Here is a 21,250-nt window from a genome sequence, read left to right as displayed (position 1 = left end):
ATGAGTGTGGTACATAATATCAAAGTGCCGGTTGCACATGCCGAGTTAGGTTGTGCGCTGAATTTGCAATTACCAAGCTTGTCAGGGCAAGCACCTTGTCTATTACCCTTTGGCTTAGCGCTAACCGAGCAGGACTCAACCCCAGCCGCGCAGGCAGACATACCTGAATTTGTAACGGTAAAGCCACTGGTCTTTAAAGAAGCGACATTTAGCCAAGATAAAGCGGGCGACCCAGAATTTGTCGCTTTATTTAAAGGTAAAGACCGGCTCTTAGAGGGCGAAGCGCTGGGTTATTACTATCTTTATATCAACGGCTATTTATGGCGTGAAATTGCCGTTTTGCCACACGGTGCGTTAAGTGAGGTCGACCTACGCAAACATCATGGTAACGATTTTCGACCTTATGATACTTATCACGCTTTTGAGATAACGCTACCGGTTAAAAGCAAGGGGCTATTAACCGATAACACGGCAACCGAATTTAACGATGTACAAATTGCCTTTTCTCGCCTGCAATGGTCATGGGAGTACATTAATGCGCTGGGCGGCATGTGGCCAAAAGACCCACGTTTTGATATCAACCCAGCTAAATCAACATGTCCAAATAAGGAAAATGCAGCGACATATCGTAACGAGCGGATGCAAACTTTAGCCATGCAAGATGCACCAAATTGGCAAAGTATTGAGCATATGGGCACCATCACGTTACCACCGCTAAACACCCCAATGCCCTGTGTGTATATCCACGATGTGATTGGTATCGCACAAGATGTAAAGCTTGATGCAGATACGGCGATGATTGAGTTACAACTACATCAAAATAGTTTGCAAGCCAATGGCTTTTATAAGTCGGCTATGTTGGCCTATAAACTCTTTTTAAATGAGGAACTGTGGGAAACAGAGCAGAATTTTTATGTGACCAGTGGTGTCGGGTTAGCTCACGGTGGTAGTTTAGTTCGCCATGGTACAACTTATAAGAAAAACGATGCAGGCAGTCAGCAAGCCAGAAAAGCAGCAAGCAGTTTAGACCGTAAAAAGCTACAAGACTATTTAATCGGTGAAGAGCCAGAAGCCGTCATTGCAAAGCTAGAGCGCTATATCGAAAGTAAAACCACGCTCTTGGGATTGTATCAAAACCCAGAGTTAAATTGGCATGCATTATATCGCGATTTTTCGACCCTAAATGCGTTTGCCTATCCACTTGCATTTGAATTTGCTTATGAGCAACTGCTTTGTTTAATTCGAGAGAGCAGCACAGTCCCCATTTATATACCTGCACTACAAGATAAGCAAACCAAATTAACACTTAGCCGAGCATTAAAAGAGAGCGCTGCCGATTGTCATGCCTATATCGATGAACTGTGCACAGATGAAGAAGGCTGGTTACAACAACAATTTTGCGCGAGCCCAGATTTATTTGGTGACAAACTCACCGCTACTGAGCCTGATAAGCAGCATATTCGCGAGGAATTAGGTGCATTTAATCCGTTGAAATTGGCGTTAGACACCAGTCAGGTTCAACACCAAACTGTGGCACTTCCTGCTTTATTTGCAGAGGCACGATTCAACCAAGTGATAGAAAAAGGCTTATCGGAGAGCCTCGCATTTTGGGAGCGTCAATTTAAGCTGATGTCATTGCGTGGTCAAAAAAACAGAGACTTAGCGCTATTTTATACCCAAGTTGGGTCATTAGCCAAAAGCTTTGGTCATCCGGTGCTTAAAGACATTCAATTACACCCGCTTGGTGAAGTTCCTCCAGACCGTTTCGCCATTAGTGCAGGGTTCGATTTTAATCCATTATTACAAAAAGTGACGTCTAAAAAAGGTCGCCAAGCGATTAAAAATGCGCTTAAAGCCATTAAACAAGGCAAACAGGTAAATAGCAATCAGCTCATTACTATAGCGCGAGAGTTACAGCGCAATATCAACCCAACGGGTGCCGCCGAATTAGCAAATTTAAACGGTCAGCCTTATTTAGCACGCCATGTACGCGATGAAATATTGCAATTGCTGCAGCAAGTTGAAGACTTACACGGCACATTCAAACGCACCGCAGAATTAAAAGGAATGGTATTCACCGCCAACATAAAAGACGTACCACCTAAAATATTGTACGACCATGCACTAGAAAACGGCATTGATCCCAAAACCCTCTCAATGACGGCAATGCAAAAACACCCGTTTGAGCTAAAGCGGGCTGTGTCAGTCCCGCTGATGTTGTTAACTGGTATGACAGCGTATTATACCTATAGCCAATATGAAAAAGAATTTGGTGGTAAGCATTTTACGTATCAAATGTTTAAACATATAAGTACTTTAGGTGGTACGCTGGCGGCAATAGGCTTAGTGTGGGAAAACTACAGTAAAGCGGCCAATCAACACTGGCTAACTCAGGCTAGAGCGACTAAGTTAGCCGAAGATTGGTCAAAAGAACTTCGCAGACCAGTTAAATTCACCCATTTACGTACTTTTGGTGGTGCAATGGGGTTCATATCCGCAGGCGTACAAGTATGGGATGGCGTAGAGCTATGGCGCAAGCAAGATAAAGATGCCGCAGCGGTCACCATTATTGCTGGTGTATTAGGTGGCGCGAGTGCAATTTATGGTGCGGTTTTGGTCAGTCTAGGGCCAATTGGCTGGTCACTTTTTTTAGGCAGCATAGTGCTCAGTATTTTAGGCGCCTATTTAGTGGATACCGAGTCAGAAAAATGGTGTAAATGGGGGCCATTTGCCAAATCACTGCTTGGTACATTTAACAGTGATGACCAAGCTGACTTTAACCAATTTGCTAACCCAGATGTGTATTACCGTTATATGTTTGGCACGCTGCTAGCCCCTAGAGTCACGGTAACCAAAGCAGTATCTCAATACTTGGTGCAAGTGGATATGCCTACCTTTACGCCAGGTGTATCCGAACTTGAGCTTAATTTTAGCTATAAACTCAGTCGTCTTTATGATAAACCCACCGCAGTGGAAGGATGGCAAACCCGAGGTATTTCGGGTGATAAGGAATATCAATTAACCATGACGCCGGAGGGGCAAGGTGTCGCGCTTTACACCATTAACATAGATAGCAAACAGCTCTTTCTTAGCGTAATCACTGACCATAAAGCAAGTGTAAAACTACGCCTAGACAAAGATATCTCACTCCCTGTAGACCATGCAGCTCTTGAGAAAGCCATATAAGACTAAGGAAAGACCATTGAAATTTAACCAATTTAATGTGGGTATGCTACCAAAAAAGACCAAATACAATCAGTTTTTTAAATTTGATATTACGACAGTGAGTGAGTTCAACACCCGTTTTTTTGGTATCAATATTTTGCGGCGATTTAACAAGGCTAGGTATGCTTTTTATCAAGATGAAGGGCGATTTATCTGGCATTCTTGCGGTAATGATAGCTCGCGTGTAATCCTTTTTCCTATGTTTGCTGGTTTGTTTGGTGGTATTACTTTTTTAATTTCCCTATTTTCAATACCATTTTTAGGGCCTGACGATACCTATTCACTTATCCCATTGGGTATTTTAATGGCGTGGAATTTTACCTTTATTAATTTAACGAGCCTACTAGCCAATAAATTGCCCCCTAAACTTATGTATTTTGACCGCGTTACGCGAAAAGTGGGCTTTTTAAACGACATTAAAGGTTGTGAGGAGCGAGATGAATTTGGCCATTGTTGCTTTCCTTGGCGCGATATTATTTGCGCAGTTAAAACAACCATTACCAACACCAATGGTTCCTATACTTTTTACCCCGTGATTGGACATAAGGACGAAAGTGAATTTCCAGATGCTGAAGTGGATGTAGTCGTTACGGATTCATCGCAACATCCCATCCATTGTATTTTGGCGTGGGAGCGTATTGTTAGGCATATGGACAATACAAAACCGCTGCCCGATGTACCTGTGTATGAGGCTTACCGCCACTTAGACCCAATCACCGCAGAATTTGACAAACAAAACAACCGCCCTGAATATTACTGGCGCACAATGTCAGTAGACCAACAAATCGAAATCGGTGAAGAGCTTTTAAAAGAAGCGTGGGAATACGAGTGGTCAGAACAAGCTGAACCCAGAGCCGAAATCACCCAACCTTGGCTGCGCTGGGAACCAGATTTAACCCGTACAGACAAACTCGACTGGAAATACAAACTAAAACGCATCACGCTTCAGTTGCTGTTTTGTATTCCGTGAAAAAGAGCAACGTTTGAAAATCAGCGTTTAACCTTAATTGAACAAGAGCAGTGGCGCTGTAAAGCGAGTAAAGGGATAAATAATAGGCGTTAAGTACTGCGGCACGGCAAGGAAGCCATACCTATGGCCAATCTTATTTGACCTCAATCAGCTTTAAGCCACAGCAAATGCTGCAAAGCCTCTAACCATTTAAGGGCGATATCGTGACCAAGCCCCGTTTTAGAGACATGACCGAAGAACAGCGCGCAGCACTCGCACAAGAAAGCCGTGAGTGGTGGGAGAAAAGAAAACAAAACGCCACGCCAGAAGAGCTTAAAGTCTATTTAGAAAAGGACAGAAGGCGTGAAAACAAAAACAAATATCGAGTCACTGAAGTTTATTATCATGAATTTGATAGCAAGCATCTGCATCATCAAAGCTATGAGCAACGGCTAGCCAAAGCGGCACAGTTAAATGGCTGCGAATTTAAAAAGGCAAAATCCACTAAGCGTCAATTTGCCTCGCGAGAACATACCGATATTTATTACCATTGTGGCGAGTGCGATGGACAAGTAGCTATTCTGAGACGGGGAATGGGAGTCTGGTTTTTATGTTGTTTGTTGGCTTTTGCTATTGCCTTCGTCTCTTTTTTCGCTGTAATTGAAGCACCGTTTGAAAATAGCTATGGTTGGAAAGGTTTTTTCGGCGGTTTAATTGGTGGGCCTCTTGGCATTTATTTGGTGGTCCAACTCTGGCGCAAACTCGACTTTTTAGACAAGTTTGAGTTTAACCGCCATACGGGGCTGGTGCGTATGCCGCACAAACTATTCCGTCGGCCTTTTTATATTCCCATTGAAGACATTGAACTGTCGATTGGCCCTGTGGTGCAATCGGCCAGAGGCGGCGGTGAACGCGGCTCTGGGGCGTTATTCTTAACCAAATACCCGGCTAAATACTGGTTTAGACCTAGCTACAGTTTATTTTTTGGGGGCATTGAAGAAGGCCACTGGACGTCGTTAATCCACTTTATGGATATCACTCAACCAGTAAACGAAGATGTGCACATTCAAATGGAAAAACACTATAAAAAAGACCGCAATGCCATGGGCACAGGCCCGTACCCTGAAATTATGAAACGCTACTTTGATAAAGAAGACCAACAAGTCAATTGCTGGGAGGTATGGTGAGTAAAATGGTGAATATTTTTTGCAATCTTGTTGGTTTCAGAGGGTAAATGGGGGCCATTTGCGAAATCACTGCTTGGTACATTGATGGCCCCTAGAGTCACGATAACTAAAGCCTTAGCTCAATACTTGGTGCAAGTAGATATGCCCACCTTTACGCCAGGTGTATCCGAGCTTGAGCTTAATTTTAGCTATAAACTCAGTCGTCTTTATGATAAACCCACCGAGGTGGACGGATGGCAAACCCGAGGTATTTCGGGTGATAAGGAATACCAATTAACCATGACGCCAGAGGGGCGAAGTATTGCGCTTTATACCATTAACATTGATAGCAAGCTGATACCACTTAGCGCAACAATTACCGGCCAAAAAGCAAATGTAAAACTACGTCTAGACAAAGATATCTCACTCCCTGTAGACCACGCAGCGCTTGAAAAAGCCATATCATACAAAGGAAAGACCATTGAAATTTAACCAATTTAATGTGGGTATGCTACCAAAAAAGACCAAATATAATCAGTTTTACAACATAGATGTTGAAAGAAGTCTTGAGTTTGATAAACGCTTTTTTGGCATAAACTTCTTACTTCGTTTTAATAAAATAAAAGATGCTTTTTATAAAGATAAAGGCCGCTTTATTTGGCACGACTGCGGTAATGATGGCTCACGTGTAATCCTTTTCCCTATGTTTGCCGGTATATTTGGTGGCATTGTTGTCGTATCGTTTACTGCTTGGTGGATCGTTTTTGGCAACGAACCATACCCAACAGCATTGCTATTAACCTTAGTTATTTGGAACTTTATTTTTGTTAATTTAACGAACCTACTTGCCAATAAATTCCCCTCCAAACTTATGTATTTTGACCGCGTTACGCGCAAAGTCGGGTTTTTAAACGACATTAAAGGTTGTGAGGAGCGAGATGAATTTGGCCATTGTTGCTTTCCTTGGCGCGATATTATTTGCGCAGTCAAAACGACCATTACCAATAACAATGGTTCCTATACTTTTTACCCCGTGATTGGACATAAGGACGAGAGTGAATTTCCAGATGCTGAAGTGGATGTAGTCGTCACAGACTCATCGCAACATCCCATCCATTGTATTTTGGCGTGGGAGCGTATTGTTAGGCACATGGACCATAAAAAACCGCTGCCCGACGTGCCGGTGTATGAGGCTTACCGCCACTTAGACCCAATCACCGCGGAGTTTGATAAGCAAAACAATCGCCCTGAATTTTACTGGCGCACAATGTCAGTAGACCAACAAGTCGAAATTGGTGAAGAGCTTTTAAAAGAAGCGTGGGAATACGACTGGTCAGAAAATGCCGAACCCAGAGCAGAAATCACTCAACCTTGGCTGCGCTGGGAACCAGATTTAACCCGTACAGACAAACTCGACTGGAAATACAAACTAAAACGTATCACGCTGCAATTGCTGTTTTGTATTCCGTGATTAAGAGCAGCGTTTACCCTTAATTGAACAAGAGAGGGGCGTTGTAAAACATGTAAAGGGATAAATAATAGGCGTTAAGCGCTTTGGTACAGTAAGGAACAGACTGTGACGAGGGCTGGCTTTAGGGTATGACTAAAATAGCGATTTTAAGCGTGTACAAAGCCATATAAGACTAAGGAAACAAACCGTGAAATTTAACCGATTTAATGTGGGTATGCTACCAAAAAAGACCAAATATAATCAGTTTTACGACATAGATGTTGAAAGAAGTCTTGAGTTTGATAAACGTTTTTTTGGCATAAATTTTTTACTGCGTTTTAATAAAGTAAAAGATGCCTTTTATAAAGATGAAGGTCGCTTTATCTGGCATTCTTGCGGTAATGATAGTGCTCGTTTAAAGCTATTCCCTCTATTCGCTGGTTTTTTCTTTGGGATTATTTTGAGCTTGTTTTTCATTTTTGCACTATTTTCAGATGATGAATTCCTCTATGGGTATATGTGGTTTGTGCTGGCGTGGAATTTTACCTTTGTTAACTTAAGTAATGTGTTTGCCAATAAATTCCCCTCCAAACTTATGTATTTTGACCGCGTTACGCGTAAAGTCGGGTTTTTAAATGACATTAAAGGCTGTGAAGAGCGAGATGAATTTGGCCATTGTTGCTTTCCTTGGCGCGATATTATTTGCGCAGTTAGAACGACCATTACCAATAATAATGGTTCCTATACTTTTTACCCTGTGATTGGACATAAGGACGAGAGTGAATTTCCAGATGCTGAAGTGGATGTAGTAGTCACAGATTCATCCCAACATCCCATCCATTGTATTTTGGCGTGGGAGCGTATTGTAAGGCATATGGACAATAAAAAACCGTTGCCCGATGTGCCTGTGTATGAGGCTTACCGCCACTTAGACCCAATCACGGCAGAATTTGATAAGCAAAACAATCGCCCTGAATATTACTGGCGCACAATGTCAGTAGACCAACAAATCGAAATCGGTGAAGAGCTTTTAAAAGAAGCGTGGGAATACGACTGGTCAGAACAAGCTGAACCCAAAGCCGAAATCACCCAACCTTGGCTGCGCTGGGAACCAGATTTAACCCGCACCGATAAGCTCGACTGGAGATACAAACTAAAACGCATCACGCTGCAATTGCTGTTTTGTATTCCGTAAGCGACAGAGTTGCTTGGACGGTCTGGTGAAAATCTATGGTTGTGTTTTGCTACATATTAAAATCTAATTTAAAAATAGCAAAAAGCCGTAAAAGCCCGCGGCGAAGTATATCGCTCTTACTGAGAAGGATGGGGTTCTGCTCACATAATGGTGTCGAAGCAAAAAGCCAGTCATGAAGACTGGCTTTTTAATTACTTAAATCAAAGCAATAAAAACTTAAGCAAGTTTTGCGATGATGGCATTGAGTGTTTGGCTTGGACGCATTGCAGCAAATGCTAGCTCATCATTTGGTTGGTAGTACCCACCAAGGTCAACTGCTACGCCTTGAGCATTGTTTAGCTCAGCAACAATAGCTTGTTCGTTACTGTTCATTTCAGCGGCAATATCAGTAAACAAAGCTTTTAGCTCTGCGTCATCAGATTGGTTTGCTAACGCTTCTGCCCAGTACATAGCCAAATAGAAATGGCTACCACGGTTGTCTAGTTCTTTCACACGACGAGAAGGTGATTTGTTCTCGTCTAGGAATTTACCCGTTGCTTTGTCTAACGTGTTTGCTAACACTTGCGCTTTAGCATTGCCTGTAACTTGGCTTAAGTGTTCTAAAGAAGCAGCTAGTGCTAAGAACTCACCAAGTGAATCCCAACGTAAGTGGTTTTCTTTCTCAAACTGTTGAACGTGTTTAGGTGCAGAGCCGCCCGCGCCAGTTTCGAATAAACCACCGCCATTCATCAGAGGCACGATTGATAGCATTTTAGCGCTGGTGCCAAGCTCAAGAATTGGGAATAAATCGGTTAAATAATCACGTAACACGTTACCAGTTACAGAAATTGTATCTTGGCCTTTGCTCATGCGTGCTAATGAGAATTGCGTTGCTTCAACTGGCGCCATGATATGCAGTTCAAGACCCGTAGTGTCGTGCTCTGGTAGGTAAGCATTGACCTTTTTGATAAGCTCGGCGTCGTGTGCACGTGCGCTGTCTAACCAAAATACAGCTGGTGTGTTAGAAAGACGGGCACGGTTTACCGCTAATTTTACCCAATCTTTGATTGGTGCGTCTTTAGTTTGGCACATACGCCAAATGTCGCCTTGCTCAACGTTGTGTTGCATTAACACAGTACCTGCGGCATCAACAACACGTACCACGCCATCAGCTTTGACTTCAAAAGTCTTATCGTGTGAGCCGTATTCTTCTGCTTTTTGTGCCATCAAACCAACGTTAGGAATGGTACCCATAGTACGTGGGTCGAATGCGCCATTGGCTTTACAGAAATCAATCGTGGCTTGGTAAACGCCAGAGTAGCAACGGTCTGGGATCACAAACGCGGTATCTTGTTGTTTACCCTCAGCATTCCACATTTGTCCGCTGGTACGGATAGCCGCTGGCATTGAGGCGTCGATGATCACATCACTTGGTACGTGTAGGTTCGTAATGCCACGGTCAGAGTCTACCATAGCAATTGCAGGGCGCGCCGCGTAAACTGCTGCGATATCCGCTTCAATTTCAGCACGCTTTGCTTCAGGTAGCGTTTGTAGTTTGGCATACACATCGCCAAGACCATTGTTTACATCTACGCCTAATTGCTCAAATAAATCCGCGTGTTTAGCAAATACGTCTTTATAGAATTCTTTTACTGCGTGACCGAAGATGATAGGGTCTGACACTTTCATCATGGTTGCTTTCATATGTAATGAGAACAACACGCCATTTGATTTCGCCGCTTCAATTTCTTTAGCTAGGAAACTGCGTAGTGCGTTAACATTTAGACATGACGCATCAATGATTTCACCTGCTTTTAATTTGGTGCTGGCTTTTAAAACAGTGATAGAGCCATCTTTGGCAACGTGTTCAATACGTACATCAGTTGCGTCAGCAACTGTTACTGATTGCTCAGAGCCAAAGAAATCACCTTCTGTCATGCTGGCTACGTAAGATTTTGAATCAGCAGCCCAAGCACCCATTGAATGAGGGTTTTTACGTGCGTATTCTTTCACTGAAAGTGGCGCACGGCGGTCTGAGTTGCCTTCACGTAGTACAGGGTTTACAGCACTACCTTTAATTTTATCGTAAATTGCTTTGGCTGCAGCTTCGGCATCGTTTTGCGGCTCTTCTGGATAATCAGGTAGCGCATAGCCTTTTGCTTGTAGCTCTTTGATAGCCGCTTTAAGCTGTGGCACTGAAGCAGAAATATTAGGCAGTTTGATGATGTTCGCTTCTGGCGTGTTTGCAAGCTCACCTAATTCAGCAAGGTGATCGCCAATACGCTGTTCTTCAGTCAGATACTCAGGGAAGTTTGCGATGATACGGCCGGCCAATGAAATGTCACGGGTTTCAACTTCTACACCTGCAGCGTTGGTGTAGGCTTGAATGATTGGCAGTAACGAGTACGTGGCCAATGCCGGTGCTTCGTCTGTTTTTGTATAAATGATTTTAGATGTCATCATCGTTCCTAGATTTGCGGCTTACGCCTTTCAACAATGCAATGCAACCACTACCTAATGAAAGGAAGTGGTAAGTGTGTTAGGTTTTTCTACTCGAAATTTAAGCAACTAATATGGTGTTGCACGTGGCAATTTTCAACCAACAGTAAAAATAAAAAAAACTAACTAACCTAAGCGCGGCCTACTTGTCTCTGCGTGCAATGTGAAGAAGCAAGTGTATGTTTGGACAGCGCATGTTAAAGCATTGTGAGTGATGTCACATCTTGAGTGGCTATAGTTTAACAAGTGAAAGCGTAAAGGGCTAATGCGATTTAGTAAGAATTGCTAGAGAATTGGTCTAATAATGTGAGGGAAAGAAAAATTACGAAAAGGCTTGAGTGAAAGTAAAGCGAGAACCCAAGTTGCTCGCTTTTAGTCACTTGCCATCTGTCTTCATACTAAACTATCGACTGGAGCGATATTGGTAGCATGCAAACCTTTCGGGCCTTGTTGTAGTTCGAATGTTACATCTTGACCAGCTTTAAGCGTCTTGTAGCCATCCATATTAATCGTGGAGTAGTGCGCGAAGATATCTTCTTCATTGCCGTTTTCAACGATAAAACCAAAACCCTTGGCGTTATTGAACCATTTGACTTTTCCGCAAGCCATACTTCATACATCCTTCTATAAGTTGACTAAATTTAAGTTAATCTAACCTTGGTATTTTGCTAGACTGCCCATAGACTGAGCAAGTCAGATAAGACTGTAGATTATATCGACGCACAGTCAAGTTTTTTGCTAAACTTTTTTAACATTTTATTTATTTTTAATTCCCTGTTGCTTGTGTTTGTGAGACAAGACTATATTTATTATGAGCGGACCGAAAGAATCAGGTGTCTTGGAAACGGTAAGGGAGCGCGAAACACTCGCACTCAAGCCACCCCGAAAGTACAAGGTCATTTTGAATAATGACGATTACACCCCAATGGATTTTGTCATCGAAGTGTTGATGAAGTTCTTTAATATGGATAGCGAAAGAGCAACTGACGTGATGTACCGGGTACATCATGAAGGGCGTGCTGTTTGTGGCATATATCCTGCAGACATTGCGTATACCAAAGTAGAGCAGGTAAATCGATATGCTCGGGATAATGAGCATCCGCTGCTTTGTAGTTGTGAGCAGGAATAACCTAATTTAATCTCGTTTGGGGGTTGCCATGCTGAATAAAGACCTAGAAATTACCTTGAATGCGGCATTTCGTGAGGCAAGAGCTCGCCGTCACGAATTTATGACCGTTGAACACCTATTGCTGGCATTAATTGATAACCCATCAGCTGGGGATGCTTTAGGTGCGTGTGGGGTTGACAAAGAAAGTTTGAAAAAAGAACTTTCTGATTTTATTGATGAAACTACGCCTGTTATTCCTGATTTAGAGGAAGATAGAGAAACTCAGCCTACTTTAGGCTTTCAGCGTGTATTGCAACGTGCGGTGTTCCATGTGCAGTCATCAGGACGGACAGAAGTTACCGGTGTGAATGTGCTAGTGGCAATTTTCTCTGAGCAAGAAAGCCAAGCTGTGTATTTGCTGAAAAAAGCGGATGTAAGCCGTTTAGACATTGTGAATTACATTTCTCACGGTATTTCTAAAGTTGAAGATGACTCTGATCATGACGACCACGAAGAAATGCAAGATGAAGTGTCTGAATCAAATAGCGAAGACGCGACAAAGTTAGAAAACTTTACCTCTAACCTCAATACCTTAGCAAAAGCTGGGCAAATCGACCCACTGGTTGGGCGTGATGAGGAAGTTGAGCGTACGGTGCAAGTATTGTGTCGTCGGAAAAAGAATAACCCATTATTAGTGGGGGAAGCTGGGGTAGGTAAAACGGCCATCGCTGAAGGCTTGGCGTATCGTATTGTCAATGAGCAAGTGCCTGAGGTAATTGCTGATGCAGTAGTTTACTCACTCGATATGGGCGCATTGTTGGCTGGCACTAAATACCGTGGCGACTTTGAAAAGCGCTTTAAAGCTTTGCTAAAAGAGCTACAAAAGAAACCAAACGCGATTTTATTCATTGACGAAATTCACACCATTATTGGTGCTGGCGCTGCCTCTGGTGGTGTAATGGATGCGTCTAATCTGATTAAGCCTCTGCTTTCGAGCGGCAAATTGCGCTGTATGGGTTCTACGACTTACTCAGAGTTTAAGAATATTTTTGAAAAAGACCGCGCACTGGTACGCCGCTTTCAAAAAATTGACGTTGTTGAGCCGAGTGTTGAAGATACGACTAAGATCTTGCTGGGTTTAAAAGACCGTTATGAAGAGCATCACGGTGTTCGTTATACGGTAAAAGCACTGCGAGCTGCGGCGGAATTGAGTGCTAAGTATATCAACGAGCGTCATTTACCAGACAAAGCCATTGATGTGATTGACGAAGCTGGGGCGTCTCAGCGTCTGTTGCCACCGTCAAAACGCAAGAAAACCATCAATGTGGCGGATATTGAACAAATCATTTCGAAAATTGCACGAATTCCACAGCAAAGTGTGTCTTCAAGTGATAAAGAAGTGCTGAAAAATCTCGACCGTAACCTGAAAATGTTGGTATTCGGACAAGATCAGTCAATTGATGCGCTAACGTCGGCAATTCGTTTATCGCGCTCTGGATTGGCAAATGAAGATAAACCCGTTGGCTCATTCTTGTTTGCAGGACCAACTGGGGTCGGTAAAACCGAGGTCACCAAGCAATTGGCAAAGTGTATGGGCGTTGAGTTCATCCGCTTTGACATGTCGGAATACTCAGAGCGTCATGCGGTAAGTCGTTTGATTGGTGCGCCTCCTGGTTACGTTGGTTTTGAGCAAGGCGGGTTATTAACTGAAGCGGTGATTAAGCACCCGCATTCTGTGGTGTTACTAGATGAGATTGAAAAAGCCCATCCAGATATTTATAACATCCTGCTGCAAGTAATGGATCACGGTACATTAACCGATAATAACGGCCGTAAAGCGGATTTCCGTAATGTGGTCGTGGTGTTGACGACCAATGCTGGGGTGCAAGAGACTATTCGTAAGTCGATTGGTTTCCAACAGCAAGATCATTCACATGATGCGATGGTTGAAATCAACAAAACCTTTACTCCAGAGTTCCGCAACCGTTTAGACAACATTATTTGGTTCAACCATTTAGATAAAGACATTATCTTGCAGGTGGTTGATAAGTTTGTAGTTGAGCTACAAGCCCAATTAGATAAGAAGTCGGTTAATCTTGAGCTAACTAAGGCAGCCCGTGAGTGGTTAGCTGATTTAGGTTACGACAAAGCGATGGGCGCGCGACCAATGGCGCGTGTCATTCAAGAGCAACTGAAAAAGCCGCTGGCAAATGAAATATTGTTTGGACGTTTGGCAGATGGCGGTGATGTTCGTATTGATGTGAAAGACAAACAGCTGAACTTTATTTACCAAGAAGAATTAGAAACCGCTTAAGTTGCGGTTTCTAAAAACACAAAAAGCCTGAAAATTCAGGCTTTTTGTTTTTCTGCTGTCGCAAAAATTTGCGTTAGCGTATCACCCCAAAATAAAAACAACCACAGCTATGAATTCTATGGCGGCTAAGGGTGATACAGAATTACATGACTACAAATTAACGAGCGCGGAAGACAATGCGGCCTTTTGATAAGTCATACGGTGTTAGTTCTACCGTTACTTTGTCACCAGTTAAGATACGGATGTAGTTCTTACGCATCTTACCAGAGATGTGCGCAGTAACTACGTGGCCATTCTCAAGCTCTACGCGGAACATTGTATTTGGTAAAGTGTCAAGGACGGTGCCTTGCATCTCAATTACGTCTTCTTTCGCCATGTGTAGCGTTATAACCTCTATAAAAAGTGAAACGCTGCAGATTTTGCCGAAAAGCGACCGATAAGTAAAGGACGACAGGGCACTATTTGTTAGCTAAATGTTTAACCACTGCTCATTAACTAAGCGTTCAGCAGGTAGGAATTGTGTTTTATAACGCATTTTCTTACACGCATCTATTTGATATCCAAGGTAAACATAATCCTTTTTGTGCTGTTTTGCGAAATCCAACTGCGCCATAATCATTAAAGTGCCTAAACTATAAGATTCGTAATCCGGATCAAAAAAAGTGTAAATCGCGGAGAGCGCATTGGGCATAGTATCGGTAACGGCAACAGCGACCAGCTTCTGTTCATGCCAGATCTCTAAGAAGGTGACCGGCAGCCAATGGCAAAACAAGAAGCTTTCATATTGCACACGATTGGGTGGGTACATAGTGCCGTCTTGATGACGCAAACAAATGTATTTTTCATATAAAGTGTAATATTCAGGTCGCTCTTTGTGCGACACCACAAACTGGAATGTCTGCCGTGCTTTTTTAAGCTTACGTTGTTGTGAGGCGGATGGCTTAAAATGCTGCGCTAGTACGCGCACTGACTGGCATGCTTGACAAGCAGGGCAGTGAGGGCGATAGATCTGATCGCCGCTACGACGAAAGCCAAGCTCTAACAATGCCTCAAAGCGCTTAGCAGTAAAATAACTGTGGTCGAGAATAACTAATAACTGCTCTTGTTTGTCAGGCAGATAACTACAGGGAAATTGCTGACTTAGGCCAATTTTTGCGGGAAAGTGTTCAGTCATAGATGTTCACCAGCTCCTGAGCTTGCCACATGCCTTCGGGAATTTGAAAATCCTTTGCCTCTTTAAGTCTAGTCAAAAATTGCGCGCGTGAAATAGATTTTGCACCAAGAGCAGTTAAATAGGGGTTTTCCAATTGGCAATCGATAAAATGTACCTGGTGCTGCTTAAGCCAGTTAACCAAAGCCCATACCGCCAACTTTGAACCATCGGTGACATGGTGAAACATGCTCTCACCACAAAACACGCCATTTTGCATAATGCCATAGAGGCCGCCAGCAAGCGCCCCTTGATGCCATACTTCAAGACTGTGAGCAAAGCCAGCTAAGTGCGCATCATGATAAGCTTTGAGCATGGCACGGCTGATCCAAGTCCCCTCGCGGTGCAAACGTTGTTCACGGCAGGCACGCATCACGTCAACAAAAGCGTGGTTGATAGTCACTTTGGGAGTTAAACGTCGTGCGGTGCGTTTGAGTGAGCGACTGACATGGAATTCATCTAGCTCAATGATGCCGCGCTGTGATGGTGACCACCACATAATCGGCTCTTGCTCGTTGTACCAAGGGAAAATACCGTTGTTGTAGGCGTTTTTAAGTCGCATTAAGGATAAGCAGCCACCTACGGCTAACAGCCCGTCCGGGTCTTGTAGAGCGGTTTCTGGATCTGGAAAATCTAATTCTAATGGTGAGAGGAAATACAGCTGTTGCATCATACTCAGAAAATGGCTTAGGCTAGGTCTGAAGATACAATATTTTTCTTAAGTTACAATAAAAAAGGCACCGCAGTGCCTCAATTTAGTCAGCTTAGGCTTACTTTGCCAAGGCGTCTAGATACCTTTCTGCATCAAGCGCTGCCATACAGCCTGTGCCTGCAGAAGTAATGGCTTGGCGGTAGATGTGGTCACTTACGTCACCTGCGGCGAAAACGCCTTCTACGCTGGTTTGTGTGGCATTACCGTTAAGGCCTGATTGCACCACTAAGTAGCCATCTTTCATCTCAAGCTGACCTTGGAAAATATCAGTGTTTGGTTTGTGACCGATAGCGATAAATACGCCGGTTAAATCCAATTGCTCAGTTGAGTCATTTTGCGTATCGCGGATACGTACGCCCGTTACACCCATATCGTCACCTAGTACTTCGTCTAGGGTTTTATTTAAGTGTAAAACCACGTTTCCGTTTCTGGCTTTGTCCATTAAACGGTCTGCAAGGATCTTTTCTGAGCGGAAGCTATCACGGCGGTGGATAACATGCACTTCTGAAGCAATGTTAGATAAGTAGAGCGCTTCTTCAACAGCGGTATTACCACCACCGACAACGGCAACTTTCTGATTCCGATAGAAGAAACCATCACAAGTTGCGCAAGCTGAAACACCACGGCCTTGGAACTTTGTTTCAGATTCCATACCTAAGTATTTAGCAGAAGCACCAGTACAAATGATTAACGCATCACAAGTGTAAGTGCCTGAGTCACCGATTAAAGTAAACGGACGGTTCTTAACATCCACAGTGTGAATATGGTCAAAAATAATTTCCGTTTCAAAACGCTCAGCGTGCTCTTTCATGCGATCCATCAACGCAGGTCCAGTTAAGCCGTGTGCATCGCCAGGCCAGTTTTCTACTTCTGTCGTCGTGGTTAATTGACCACCTTGCTGTAAACCTGTGATTAAAACCGGATTAAGATTGGCACGTGCAGCGTACACTGCAGCTGTGTAACCAGCAGGACCAGAACCAAGAATAAGCAGTTTGCAATGCTTAGCGTTTGTCATAATTTTCTTCCCAAGAATTCATTTCAACATTCAATGCGGCTGATTCTAAGAAATTCAAGCCATAAGTAAACAAAATAGCGGAATTTGTTTTTTCGCAAAAAGCCAAGTTGTCAAAAAATCTGTACTTGAGCAAAATTTCGGCCTTTAGACACAATTATTGTCGTTATATCATGACCCGCTAGGAATTTTTTGCTATGTTCTAGCGAATTTGGTTATGGTATCCATATCGGATAGCCGAGAATGTTTAGGTAATTATGGTATTTTGGCAGGAAAAACCCGCTTTTGGGTTAGATGCAACGGATGTCACCATCTTAACAAGCGCGAGTGAGTATCGCGCCACTTTGTTATCTTTGATCCGCAATGCAAAGCGTCGCATTGTGATGACCGCATTGTATTTGCAAGATGACGAGGCAGGGCGTGAGATCTTATCTGAGCTACATCAAGCCTCGTTGGCGAATCCACAATTAGAAGTTACTGTGATAGTAGACTTTCACCGTGCGCAGCGCGGTTTGATAGGCGCAGCACGCTCAGAGGGCAATGCTAAGCTGTATTGTGATGAGCTTGAGAAGACACAATCAAACGTGCGCATTTACGGCGTACCTGTAAAAGCCAAAGAGCTATTTGGGGTGCTGCACGTGAAAGGATTCGTGATTGACGATACTTTGCTTTATAGCGGTGCCAGCTTAAATAACGTGTATTTACAATACGAAGAAAGATATCGTTTAGACCGTTATTTTGTGCTTAACCAGGCAGGCTTATGTGACGCAATGTGTGAGTTTACGGCCAAGTACTTGCTTTGCTCCGAAGCGGTGCCGCGTTTGGATGTGCGACCATTACCTCAGTTTATGGATATCAAAGTTGCCCAGCGGCAGCTGATGAAAACCTTAAAGTCAGCTCAGTATGGCGCCGCACGTTTTTCCTCTGGTCAAGCGTTGAGCGTACGCGCCTTTTTAGGTTTTGGCCGACGTGCTAACAAGCTCAATCGCTTGATTAAGACTTTGTTTGATACCACTGAGCGTGAATTGGTGTTGTACACGCCATACTTCAACTTTCCTGCGCCGTTATTGCGTTCATTACGTCGTTTATTGAAGCAAGGCAAAGAAGTGACGATTGTAGTTGGCGATAAAACCGCAAACGATTTTTATATCGACCCAACTGCGCCTTTTAGCCGCATAGGTGCGTTACCTTATTTGTATGAAACTATCTTGTATAAGTTTCTTAAGTCGCAGCAAAAATACATAGATTCAGGGCGTTTGAACGTGTATTTATGGAAAGATGGCAGCAATTCATTCCATTTAAAGGGTGTGTGTCAAGATAATAGATTGCATTTGATGAGTGGTCATAATCTTAATCCGCGAGCTTGGGGTCTGGATATTGAAAACGGCATTTTAATTGAAGACCGCAGCGGTGCGATAAAAGATGCCGTGTTGGCCGAAAAAGCCGCTATTTTGGCAAACTCGCGCCGCCTCTCAGGCCCAGATTGTTTGGAAACAATGGATGATTACCCAACGCCAGTGAAAAAATTGTTAGGCCAAGCGAAACGAGTAAAAGTGGATTTTATTATCAAACGCTTTATTTAAAGTGTGAGCCTAAGCACAGTGACAATAAAAAGGCTGCAATTGCAGCCTTTTTAATATGTTAACAGTAGTCATGTGCCGCCGATTAGGGCTTTTGGTAGGCTGCATTGTGGACGTTGGCAGCACGGCCAGAAGGATCGGCATTGTTCGCAAAGCTGGCATCCCAAGCTAACGCTTCAGGCGTTGAGCAGGCTACCGACTTGCCGTGTGGTACGCACTTAGCAGCAGCGTCACCCGGGAAGTGTGATTCAAAGATACAGCGGTAATAATAGGCTTCTTTACTATCTGGGGTGTTGATAGGGAAGCGGAACGCAGCATTCGCTAAGTCTTGATCCGACACTTGTGTGGCAACGAACTCTTTCAGCGAATCTATCCAACTGTAGCCTACACCGTCAGAGAATTGCTCTTTTTGACGCCATAATACTTCGTCTGGTAAATAGCCATCGAATGCTTGACGCACAATATGTTTCTCAATTCGGCCGTCTTTACACATCTTCTGTTCTGGGTTGACGCGCATCGCGACATCGATAAAGTCTTTATCAAGGAACGGCACGCGCGCTTCAACACCCCACGCAGCCATGGATTTATTAGCGCGTAAGCAATCAAATAAGTGTAATTTGCTGACTTTACGGTTTAACTCATTGTGGAACTCTTGGCTGTTAGGCGCCTTATGGAAATACAAATAGCCACCGAATAATTCATCAGCGCCCTCACCTGACAATACCATTTTGATACCCATGGCTTTGATATAGCGCGCCATTAAGTACATCGGAGTGGAGGCGCGCACCGTTGTGACATCGTAGGTTTCAAGGTGGTAAATCACTTCTTTAAGCGCATCAATACCTTGTTGTACGGTGAAATGAATAGGGTGGTGTACTGTGCCAATCTTGTCAGCCACTTTTTGTGCTGCGGCTAAATCAGGTGAACCTTCTAAACCGATGGAGAACGAATGCAGCTTTGGCCACCAAGCATCAGATTGATCGTTATCTTCAATACGCTTTGCGGCAAACTTTTGCGTAATGGCGGAAATAACCGAGGAGTCTAAGCCACCAGAAAGTAACACTCCATAGGGAACATCACACATCAGCTGACGTTTTACTGCCGCTTCAAGCCCTTCACGGACAGTCTCAGCAGAGGCATCGTTGTTTTTGACCGCATCAAAACTTTGCCAGTCGCGGCTGTAATAGCGACGTGGTGTGCCTTCTTTTGAATACAAATAATGACCCGGCGGGAATTCTTCAATTTGCGTACAAATTGGCGTTAACGCCTTAAGTTCAGACGCTACATAGAAGTTACCATGTTGATCACGACCAGTGTAAAGCGGAATAATACCAATGTGGTCGCGACCGATAAGATACGCATCTTCCGCTTCATCATATAAACAGAAGGCAAAAATCCCGTTTAGGTCGTCTAAAAACTCAGGGCCTTTTTGTTTATAGAGGGCCAAAATGACTTCGCAGTCAGATTCAGTTTGGAACTTAAAATCGACAGTGAGTTGTTGGGCAAGTTGCTTATGGTTATAAATCTCGCCGTTAACTGCAAGAATATGCGTGCGCTCAGGGTTGTATAAAGGTTGTGCACCGCTTGAAACGCCGACAATAGCTAAACGCTCATGCACTAAAATGGCTTTACTAGACGCGTAGACACCTGACCAATCTGGCCCACGATGGCGTAAACGTTTTGACATTTCAATTGCCTGACTGCGTAGTTCAAGCGGATCACTGCGTAGCTCTAGTACGCCAAAAATTGAACACATAGTTACCTCATTCCTGTGTTGTGTGGTTTGCTAAGCTAAATATGTCCTGACTAGTTGAAGTTACAGCGGCTGTTGCGTTTCTTCACTTCAATCACATAGTAATTCTATGTTTTGGGGATACGCGAGCTTGATGCTTAACTGCGACGCCAAGTCATGTGGGTATATTTAGCTTCATTCACCTTACATTTATCAGAAATAAAAACGTAAGTCACATGTTAATGAAGGAAAAACATGAATAATTTATGTGTCACAATGGTGCATATTTGCACTTTTATGGTGCAGTTTACTGAGAATAATGTCGACGAAGATTAAACTCTTACGGAAATGATATTTTGCAATTGGTCTAGGTGAATAGTCGGCGTGCACCTGCGCACCAAGATGGTGCGCAGGTGAGCTGCGTTAAGCGCCACTCAGTGCGTTGTACCCGCAGCGAGCTTGATATCAATAGGATTGGCGAGCGCTTCTGTCAAAATCACCTTTAGCGCTTGTTGAACGTTGCTGGCACTCATACTTGCTGCACCTGAGTGCTTAACCGCTTGCTCAGGTAAATATGGAATATGGACAAAGCCACCTTGGCAATCGAGTTGTTGGGTATCAATGTAATGCAGTAAACCATACATCACGTGATTACACACATAGGTGCCTGCCGAGTTTGAAACTTCTGCAGGTATTTGTGCTTGATGTAGTGCTTGTACCAAGCGTTTAATGGGTAGCGCAGCCCAATAAGCAACCGGACCACCTGTTATCACAGCGGTATCAATCGGTTGTTTCCCTGCATTATCAGCAATGCGTGCGTCGTTAATATTTATCGCCACGCGTTCAATGCTAATCGCAGCGCGACCACCTGCTTGCCCAACACACAAAACTAAACTCGGGTGATATTTATCTATGGCTTGATAGAGTGCCACTAGGGCTTTATCAAATTCGCACGGTAATTCTTTGGTGTGGATTATATGACTTTGCTGTAAGCCGATGGCCTCACCTTCCAATTGACTGACCGCTTCCCAAGATGGGTTAATGGTTTCGCCACCAAATGGCGCGAAGCCAGTCACTAAAACGCATGGTTTTGCCATGGGATTCCTCGTTGTTGGTTGG

17 protein-coding genes are annotated in these 21,250 nt (G+C 43.6%); 9 read left to right on the top strand and 8 right to left on the bottom strand.

The genetic code is table 11. The features are described from left to right. From ACFOEE_RS06405 to ACFOEE_RS06380, 6 genes are all read left to right on the top strand, one after another. On the top strand, nucleotides 1-3,186 hold the full coding sequence (locus tag ACFOEE_RS06405; RefSeq protein WP_377122173.1) for a hypothetical protein: 3,186 nt from the start codon (nucleotides 1-3) through the stop codon (nucleotides 3,184-3,186). Nucleotides 3,187-3,202: 16 nt separating this feature from the next. Next, a complete protein-coding gene (locus tag ACFOEE_RS06400; protein ID WP_377122170.1) occupies nucleotides 3,203-4,195 on the top strand; it encodes a hypothetical protein in 993 nt (330 codons plus the stop codon). A gap of 203 nt (nucleotides 4,196-4,398) precedes the next feature. Continuing rightward, complete coding sequence (locus ACFOEE_RS06395; RefSeq protein WP_377122167.1) at nucleotides 4,399-5,361, top strand: hypothetical protein; 963 nt, start codon at nucleotides 4,399-4,401, stop codon at nucleotides 5,359-5,361. Nucleotides 5,362-5,445: 84 nt separating this feature from the next. Further along, nucleotides 5,446-5,832 (top strand): hypothetical protein, encoded by a 387-nt coding sequence (locus tag ACFOEE_RS06390; RefSeq protein ID WP_377122164.1) that lies wholly within the window; start codon nucleotides 5,446-5,448, stop codon nucleotides 5,830-5,832. After that, nucleotides 5,822-6,811, top strand: coding sequence for a hypothetical protein (locus ACFOEE_RS06385; RefSeq protein ID WP_377122161.1), 990 nt, complete (start codon nucleotides 5,822-5,824; stop codon nucleotides 6,809-6,811). The genes ACFOEE_RS06390 and ACFOEE_RS06385 overlap by 11 nt, the downstream gene beginning before the upstream one ends. A gap of 187 nt (nucleotides 6,812-6,998) precedes the next feature. Further along, nucleotides 6,999-7,985, top strand: coding sequence for a hypothetical protein (locus tag ACFOEE_RS06380; protein WP_377122158.1), 987 nt, complete (start codon nucleotides 6,999-7,001; stop codon nucleotides 7,983-7,985). A 216-nt stretch (nucleotides 7,986-8,201) separates the two neighbouring features. On the opposite strand, the gene ACFOEE_RS06375 is transcribed toward ACFOEE_RS06380, so the two are convergent. Together ACFOEE_RS06375 and cspD are read right to left on the bottom strand one after the other, a co-directional pair. After that, nucleotides 8,202-10,424: an NADP-dependent isocitrate dehydrogenase gene (locus ACFOEE_RS06375; RefSeq protein ID WP_377122155.1), complete on the bottom strand. Its 2,223-nt coding sequence runs from the start codon at nucleotides 10,422-10,424 to the stop codon at nucleotides 8,202-8,204. Between the two features lie 432 nt (nucleotides 10,425-10,856). Next, a complete protein-coding gene (gene cspD / locus ACFOEE_RS06370; RefSeq protein WP_377122152.1) occupies nucleotides 10,857-11,072 on the bottom strand; it encodes a cold shock domain-containing protein CspD in 216 nt (71 codons plus the stop codon). Nucleotides 11,073-11,274: 202 nt separating this feature from the next. Here cspD and clpS point away from each other — a divergent pair, with 202 nt between their 5' ends. Together clpS and clpA are read left to right on the top strand one after the other, a co-directional pair. Next, on the top strand, nucleotides 11,275-11,592 hold the full coding sequence (gene clpS, locus ACFOEE_RS06365) for an ATP-dependent Clp protease adapter ClpS (protein ID WP_377122149.1): 318 nt from the start codon (nucleotides 11,275-11,277) through the stop codon (nucleotides 11,590-11,592). Nucleotides 11,593-11,620: 28 nt separating this feature from the next. Then, nucleotides 11,621-13,885, top strand: a complete 2,265-nt coding sequence (gene clpA, locus ACFOEE_RS06360; RefSeq protein WP_377122146.1) for an ATP-dependent Clp protease ATP-binding subunit ClpA — start codon at nucleotides 11,621-11,623, stop codon at nucleotides 13,883-13,885. A gap of 157 nt (nucleotides 13,886-14,042) precedes the next feature. Here the strand turns inward: clpA and infA are convergent, their stop codons facing one another. From infA to trxB, 4 genes are all read right to left on the bottom strand, one after another. Beyond that, nucleotides 14,043-14,261 (bottom strand): translation initiation factor IF-1, encoded by a 219-nt coding sequence (gene infA, locus ACFOEE_RS06355; protein WP_005493784.1) that lies wholly within the window; start codon nucleotides 14,259-14,261, stop codon nucleotides 14,043-14,045. Nucleotides 14,262-14,354: 93 nt separating this feature from the next. Then, on the bottom strand, nucleotides 14,355-15,059 hold the full coding sequence (locus ACFOEE_RS06350) for an arginyltransferase (RefSeq protein ID WP_377122143.1): 705 nt from the start codon (nucleotides 15,057-15,059) through the stop codon (nucleotides 14,355-14,357). Next, nucleotides 15,052-15,768 (bottom strand): leucyl/phenylalanyl-tRNA--protein transferase, encoded by a 717-nt coding sequence (aat, locus tag ACFOEE_RS06345; RefSeq protein WP_377122140.1) that lies wholly within the window; start codon nucleotides 15,766-15,768, stop codon nucleotides 15,052-15,054. The genes ACFOEE_RS06350 and aat overlap by 8 nt, the downstream gene beginning before the upstream one ends. A gap of 97 nt (nucleotides 15,769-15,865) precedes the next feature. Then, entirely contained in the window at nucleotides 15,866-16,822 is a 957-nt protein-coding gene (trxB, locus tag ACFOEE_RS06340) for a thioredoxin-disulfide reductase (RefSeq protein WP_377122137.1), read from the bottom strand. Nucleotides 16,823-17,076: 254 nt separating this feature from the next. Here trxB and pssA point away from each other — a divergent pair, with 254 nt between their 5' ends. Further along, the gene (gene pssA / locus ACFOEE_RS06335; RefSeq protein WP_377122134.1) at nucleotides 17,077-18,402 is read left to right on the top strand and encodes a CDP-diacylglycerol--serine O-phosphatidyltransferase; all 1,326 of its coding nucleotides are present in this window, start codon (nucleotides 17,077-17,079) and stop codon (nucleotides 18,400-18,402) included. 82 nt (nucleotides 18,403-18,484) lie between these two features. On the opposite strand, the gene asnB is transcribed toward pssA, so the two are convergent. After that, on the bottom strand, nucleotides 18,485-20,155 hold the full coding sequence (gene asnB / locus ACFOEE_RS06330) for an asparagine synthase B (protein WP_377122131.1): 1,671 nt from the start codon (nucleotides 20,153-20,155) through the stop codon (nucleotides 18,485-18,487). 410 nt (nucleotides 20,156-20,565) lie between these two features. Next, nucleotides 20,566-21,228, bottom strand: a complete 663-nt coding sequence (gene pcp / locus ACFOEE_RS06325; RefSeq protein ID WP_377122128.1) for a pyroglutamyl-peptidase I — start codon at nucleotides 21,226-21,228, stop codon at nucleotides 20,566-20,568. Between the last annotated feature and the right edge of the window lie 22 nt (nucleotides 21,229-21,250).

This window comes from Pseudoalteromonas fenneropenaei (assembly GCF_042643375.1).
In the GTDB taxonomy this organism is placed as follows: Bacteria; Pseudomonadota; Gammaproteobacteria; order Enterobacterales; family Alteromonadaceae; genus Pseudoalteromonas; species Pseudoalteromonas fenneropenaei.
The sequence above is the reverse complement of the archived record's forward strand: the minus strand, read 5'-3'. Positions and strand labels throughout refer to the sequence as shown.

Coding starts and splice junctions, on each gene's coding strand:
- ACFOEE_RS06405 (WP_377122173.1), top strand. CDS start 1: ATGAGTGTGGTACATAATATCAAAGTGCCGGTTGCACATGCCGAGTTA.
- ACFOEE_RS06390 (WP_377122164.1), top strand. CDS start 5,446: ATGGCCCCTAGAGTCACGATAACTAAAGCCTTAGCTCAATACTTGGTG.
- ACFOEE_RS06375 (WP_377122155.1), bottom strand. CDS start 10,424: ATGACATCTAAAATCATTTATACAAAAACAGACGAAGCACCGGCATTG.
- cspD (WP_377122152.1), bottom strand. CDS start 11,072: ATGGCTTGCGGAAAAGTCAAATGGTTCAATAACGCCAAGGGTTTTGGT.
- clpS (WP_377122149.1), top strand. CDS start 11,275: ATGAGCGGACCGAAAGAATCAGGTGTCTTGGAAACGGTAAGGGAGCGC.
- clpA (WP_377122146.1), top strand. CDS start 11,621: ATGCTGAATAAAGACCTAGAAATTACCTTGAATGCGGCATTTCGTGAG.
- infA (WP_005493784.1), bottom strand. CDS start 14,261: ATGGCGAAAGAAGACGTAATTGAGATGCAAGGCACCGTCCTTGACACT.
- ACFOEE_RS06350 (WP_377122143.1), bottom strand. CDS start 15,059: ATGACTGAACACTTTCCCGCAAAAATTGGCCTAAGTCAGCAATTTCCC.
- aat (WP_377122140.1), bottom strand. CDS start 15,768: ATGATGCAACAGCTGTATTTCCTCTCACCATTAGAATTAGATTTTCCA.
- trxB (WP_377122137.1), bottom strand. CDS start 16,822: ATGACAAACGCTAAGCATTGCAAACTGCTTATTCTTGGTTCTGGTCCT.
- pssA (WP_377122134.1), top strand. CDS start 17,077: ATGGTATTTTGGCAGGAAAAACCCGCTTTTGGGTTAGATGCAACGGAT.
- asnB (WP_377122131.1), bottom strand. CDS start 20,155: ATGTGTTCAATTTTTGGCGTACTAGAGCTACGCAGTGATCCGCTTGAA.
- pcp (WP_377122128.1), bottom strand. CDS start 21,228: ATGGCAAAACCATGCGTTTTAGTGACTGGCTTCGCGCCATTTGGTGGC.